This window comes from Edaphobacter sp. (assembly GCF_035532915.1).
Taxonomy (GTDB): domain Bacteria; phylum Acidobacteriota; class Terriglobia; order Terriglobales; family Acidobacteriaceae; genus Edaphobacter.
Window position 1 is genome coordinate 1 of sequence record NZ_DATKQC010000424.1, and the last position, 5924, is coordinate 5924.

Below are 5924 nucleotides of genomic sequence, written 5' to 3' on the forward strand. Positions count from 1 at the left end.
AGCGCAGCCTCGCAAGGTATTCAGCGCAGGCCTGTTCATCGTGAAAGCGTCGTTCCAATTCCATCAAGGTTCGTGGATAATCCTCGACCATGACCCTGAACACTACAGGTTGTGGTCGGTGGCGTCAAGTAAATACCCCTAATTCCGAATGAACGCCAGACGATAGATCAAGTCGCGATCTGGAGGTGGGTCTGGCGGCATCAGCCTACAACCCTCTTACTCTCCACCGGGTGCGGCTGAATCGATTCCGCGATGATGTCCCCCGCATCCTGCATGGCCTGAGTTTGAGTCCATTGCAGGCGCTGCAAAGGCTTCAAGATATAGGTTCTGGACGTTTCGTATACACGGAGATTACGGCTGAAGTAAAGCCATTGCGTCCGCTTCTCGATCAATTCTCGTCGGGCGACCGCAAAGCTCTGGGCAGCTTCATCAGTCGATTCTAGAACCCGGACGGGCAAGCGTCCTTGGGCTTTTCGAACGATCTCGATAGCAACCACGCCCGAACCGCCCCCATATAGAACTTCGACGCGGTGCCGAAGGGGCGTCTTCTCGCCAACGAACGCGTCGAGGTCATCCCGAAGTGTTCGAGCGTATGATTTCAATTCTTCGACAAAAGGCGGTCGAACTGCGTCTTTCCCGATCTTGCCCTGGACCAGAGCAAATCGAAGGTGGACAAGATCCTGAACTGCTGCCCGCCCCTGGGAGTTAAGCCCCAAAGCGGCAAAAGTCAGCTCGTTCAACTCGCGAACTAAGTCTTCCTGAGCGAAATCATCCCGCCCAGCAGTCGCCTTCGCGATCCGGGAATAAAGAGATTCCCAATCTTTCAACGCACTATCGTCCGCAAACGGGAGTGGCAACGTGCGCAGTGCCTTGAGCGTGCTGATAGTTTTCTGTATTCCCGCCTGCGTAGTATTGAGGAACTGATGGTAAGCGACAAAATCAGAGTTGAGGTATAGAGCTAGAGCCTTCAGCAGTGGCTTGTTACCTTTGGGCGAAGTCACGCCAATCTGCCTGGAGGGTACGATGACAGGGTCATCCGTGTATATCGCGAAGTTCCTTGATGCTCCCACCAAAACATGAGGCGGTTGGCAGACACTAAATCGCCGAGAAAACCCGGCACGCGAACTCACGAATGTGCGGCTAATGTCCAGCGGCTGGAGCGCGACGGCGGGGAAACGGATCAAGTGTCGGCGCTTCTTCAGTGGCTCGACTGACAACATGAGCATCCCAGCGAGCTCAGGGTGTGGCTCCGTTGGTTCTCCGTTCGCTTCGTCCTTGACTCGAAGCTCAAGGCCCTGTGAGGCCAAGAGGAGATTCTCATCCTCAAGTTGTCCGAATGTCCGAAAGCACCGGTCCACGCGGGTAAGAACTCTTTTGTCGATCGACGATCCCCACATCGCCAATTTCCAGGGTTGCGGGCTTCCGTCCAGCACATCTGCGTAGCTGAGTTCACGCAGATCGCTCGCGTTGACAATAAGGTTCCACACTGCTGGCCGTTTTCCCCTCTTTCCTGCCAGGGCCGATGGCTGATTGGCAAGAAATGGAGAGAACACTTCGATCGTTTCCGAGGCACTCTGTCCATTTTTCAAATCTTTGGGTTTCGGAGAATAGAAAAATGCTGCCGCCGGAAGTCTGGCCCGACCTGCGAACAACACCTCCGCGAGGTTCGCAAAGTTGGCTACATACCAAACCCGTTGTTTCTTCAAGAATACTTTGCGGAAGTCCGTCGACTCGTACTTGAACAGAGTCATCGCAGGAAGCAACAGGCCAATGACGCCGTCCGCTGCAATCAAACCGGAAGCCCGCCAAGCGAACGCTTCAGCCAATTGATTTCCGCCAATTGGATGCTCTGTCCGGTTACGTTGCATCCAAGCCCATGAGGGCTTGTCGGCATCATCGAGGCGTTTAGGGTTCAGCTCCTTCCAGGGAGGATTACCAACAATCCAATCAAACGGGCTACGTTGGGCATCCCTTTCCCAGTCCTCATTCTCGTTGAAGGCGTTCGTGCAAAAGATGTTTCGGCCTCTCAATACTGGCAGCTTGAATTGTGTCTTCGTCAGATCTGGTGGATCGACGTATTCAAGCAGCGTGAGGGAAAGGCTGAGTTCGGCGATTTGGCAGGCATCCTCGTCGATATCGATCCCAAAAATGTGGTTGGTGAGAAGGCGACCGAGTTCAGCCGGGCGAAGGCGGTCTTGAGGACTCTCCGACAAGCGGCGTTCGATTAACTTGCGGTAGCACTGCACAAGAAAAGCCCCAGATCCGCATGCCGGGTCTAACACCCGCATTCCAGGCCCCAGAGGCTTGCGGGAGTCTAGACGGTCTACGATGAAGTTCACCAGCGGCACAGGCGTATAATAGGCGCCCCGGGCGGCGCCCTGTGATTTTGCTGATGGGTGGTGGGTAGCGTGGAGGAACTGCTCGTAGATGACTGACAGAGTTTCAATGGGAATCAGCGAAAAATCGTACATGTCGAAGAGTGGAAGTTGCCCTTCAACCGTCCCACCGTGGAACACAGATGCCACTTTCCGCAGTCGCTCTGCCCCAAACTCTCGAATCTTATCGGGTGAAAGCGGAAAGACTGAACCATTCAGCCATTCATCAAGCCGCTCCACCAATTCTATGAACGTGCTCAGTCGCGCTCTATGACCGAAAGCCTCGTCATAGGAAAGGCTCCATTCCTTGTTGAGCTTGGTGTCAGAGAGTATCTTTCGTTGGCGTAGGTAACGAAGGTAGACGCACTTCCCGATCATAGCGTGCGAAAGGGCACGATCCTTAACGCCGTTGTTGCAGAGCCACTCGTCCAGTGTGCGGAGGGCCTCCAGTAGCCGCCAATCAACCCGCGACTCCGGCGTTACATAGCCGCCCCATGCGTCCCAAACAGCACCGGAGTCGACGGCTTCACTCCGAAGCGACCCCAAAACGGTCGCGGCTCGCCTAAAATCGTTGATGGCGTGAAGCGCGCCGACGTTCGGATCGTTTGACTTATCGTCGTCGTAGCGGAAGCCTGGATAGAGCCGAATCCATCCGGGACTCACTACCAACAAGAAGGGAACGATGTTCTGGTTCCAAACCAGCTTGTGGATTCCTCGGGCTTGCTGTTCGGAGTCGGCACGGCAAACATAAACGACAGGAACATTCGCTTGGGGTGGATCGTAGGAGCTGCCACGGAGGGTGTAGACTCCGTGGAGGTTACAAGAGTCCCGAGCCCTTCGAAGAATGTGCCCGTAGTCCGGGTCCGCTTTCAGAGCGTCCCCGGTGAGATAATTCTGCGACGAGGTGTATTGGAGAACACCAAGGAGGTTCTCAAGATTCATAGCGTTCGTGTTAGCTGGCAAACTTCTTTCCTTCGGTCGCCGCCGTCTTCTTATCCACACCTGTCGAAGTCTGCATGCGCCTAGCCGCGAATAATCCTGCGGGTCAAGTTTTCCATCCTCCCGACCATCCCGTTGGCAAGGGTGGCCAACGGCTCCTGCATCCGGCCCTCTGTGAGCCGAATTGTACCATGATATCACAAGCGAAGAAAAGGCGAATATCCAGATTTAGCCTTCGGCTCCCACTCGATTCCCCGCCACGGGAACAGCGCTCCAAGTCCGGCAACTTGACCGCAATGCTTCTCATCGTCGCTCGACTTTCTTAAGAAAGAAATCGAATCTCTCCCCGATAATATGGAAGCGGAAGATGCCATCCTTAAGCTGGCTGATCGTTTTCAAGTTAGCGAGCAGGCAATGACGATCAGGCTGACAAGCTTGGGAGTCTTGGCATAGCTGGTAGCCACAGTCAGTGGTTTCCTGACTGTGGGCTTTTGGGAGGTCATGCCGGGTATCCTTCCGGGAGCTGGAGGTAATCGATCTGGATCGGGCAACCGGCTACCGTTCCACGGTCCAAGGCAAAATTATTGTAGCTTGACCACGGCCAATCTTCGGGCTGCTCCACCAACCCCTTGCGCACGGGGTTCAGGTGCATATATTGCAATCGGTCGCCCAATTCCTTCTCATGGCGCACGAAGCGGTTCCAAAACTGATGTTGCCAAACGGGGCCTTCGGTGCCGCGCCGCTGGTGGTAGGGGCAATCAGGAATTGCCCCGTTCTTTCATCGCAGCGTCGCGCTGCAACTTTCTTGATGTCGTGGATCACCTGCGAAATGGTCAGCGGATAGCGGGTCCAGATCAGGGCGTGCCAGTGGTCCGGCATGAGGACGTATCCCAAAAGGTTGAAACCGAGCTTGCGGCGCGATTCTTCGATGGCCGCCGCCACATGTCCGTATTCGTTTGAGGCAAGAGGAGCCAGAGTACGGCGAAGGCTGACCGTCACAAAAAAGATGCGGTCGGAAACGCGCAGGCGGTGGACGTGCGACACGCCAGGACGGCGGCGAGGGCGGGGAACTGTAGCGGCGAACTGCGTTCGCCGGAATTCCAACGTCGAGCGCAGCTCGACGTTACAATGGGAACGAAAAGCCGGTAGCGCAGAGTGCTGCGCGGGGCGCGCGACTCTGCGGCCTTTGGTCGAGATGATTCGGCACCGCGATTTCCTTTTTAAGCAAGCTATGTGAAGCAAGTATTTCTAAATGGCGAATTATTTCCAATCTTAGAACCCGCAAAGTCTCTTCGAGCCGAGAGGCTGCGCTGTCCGCTTTGACTCGGGGCAGGCTCCGCGAGGAATCTGCTGATGCGGAGAGGATTAAAAGCAAAGCAGATTCCTCGGGCCGATCAAGAACCTCGGCCCTCGGAATGACAGCGGCGCGCGTCGCTTTATCAACGAACTCACGTCACCTGACGCTGCCGGATGCAAACCCGCGGCGATCATAGTTGGTAGCCACGGCATGGTTTCTATGCCGTGGGTTTGTAGGTCCTGCGTGCAAACGGCCCATGGCACCAACACAGTGCCATGGTTATCGGCTTGATCGGAGACCATCCATCCAACAACCAAAATGCCCACGGCACAAGATCGGTGCCGTGGCTACCCCTACGCTTGCCGGCGATCATAGATCGCCGGTACAGCCTCACTCCAGATAGGCATGTTCCTGGGAGCGAAGTGCCGCCATGGCCTGTTCGACGCTCGTCAATCTTCCACTGAACACCAGCGCCAGAGCCAGCAATCCCAGCAAGGTATCTTCGGCGCAGGGGGCAAGGCGGTAATCCGTCTGAAACCGCTTGCGGATAATCTCCCGCAGGACTTCGAGCTTGAAGGCCAAGCCTCCGGAGAAGACGAGGTTCCGCCAAGAGCGTTCCGGCCATATCCGGAGCGCGCACTGGTGATAGGTGTCCGCCATATTATTAAACGCCGCGCGGAAAAGATGTCCTACGGTCAGATTATCTCCGCGGATATTCGAGATCGAGCCGCGATCTCCAAAGGGGCCGGCAAAGAAATAGAGTTCGGCCCGCAGGTCTCCACTCTTCACCCGCGCCAACACTCCTACCCTTGCCAACTCCCTCTTGCTCATCTCGGTTCTCCCCAATCGGACCTCCTCTCGGAGACCCTATTAGGGGACATTTCTATCGAGGACAATAGGGGACATTATCATCGAGGTACAACAGGCAATGACACACGCCTTTCTGGATAGAGGCACCCCAGCGTCGCGACGGGTTCACGATGCTCGTTGAGTGTGACGGGCTTCCGGATAGCTCAAGGCGCGCACAAGCTCCGGAAGTGAAAAAGCTTCGTCGATCCATACGAGCCTCCTTGAAGTAGGAATCGTTCTCGCGCGCGCCCCGTGGCGATTGGCGATCCGCTGAAATGCCCGCAACCATTTTGAAAGGAGTCCGAGCCTTTCAAAAACCGCCAAATGAAAATTATAGAACGTGCAAAGATGACGAGTCAAAAGGCGCTGTCCGGGTGGCCGAAAAGAGTGTTGTACCTCGATGATAATGTCCCCTTTTGTCCTCGATAGAAATGTCCCCTAATGAGACTTCCGGAAGGAGGTCC

3 protein-coding genes are annotated in these 5924 nt (G+C 55.5%); all 3 read right to left on the reverse strand.

From position 1 onward, the window contains the following. Positions 1 to 200: 200 nt before the first annotated feature. Entirely contained in the window at positions 201 to 3038 is a 2838-nt protein-coding gene (locus VMU57_RS19935) for an HsdM family class I SAM-dependent methyltransferase (RefSeq protein WP_325386631.1), read from the reverse strand. Between the two features lie 918 nt (positions 3039 to 3956). Then, positions 3957 to 4418, reverse strand: coding sequence for a transposase (locus tag VMU57_RS19940; RefSeq protein WP_325386627.1), 462 nt, complete (start codon positions 4416 to 4418; stop codon positions 3957 to 3959). A 583-nt stretch (positions 4419 to 5001) separates the two neighbouring features. After that, complete coding sequence (locus tag VMU57_RS19945) at positions 5002 to 5442, reverse strand: hypothetical protein (protein ID WP_325386629.1); 441 nt, start codon at positions 5440 to 5442, stop codon at positions 5002 to 5004. Between the last annotated feature and the right edge of the window lie 482 nt (positions 5443 to 5924).

What these genes read in the sequence shown, in the direction of transcription:
- VMU57_RS19945 (WP_325386629.1), bottom strand. Translation starts at nt 5,442, where the DNA reads ATGAGCAAGAGGGAGTTGGCAAGGGTAGGAGTGTTGGCGCGGGTGAAG.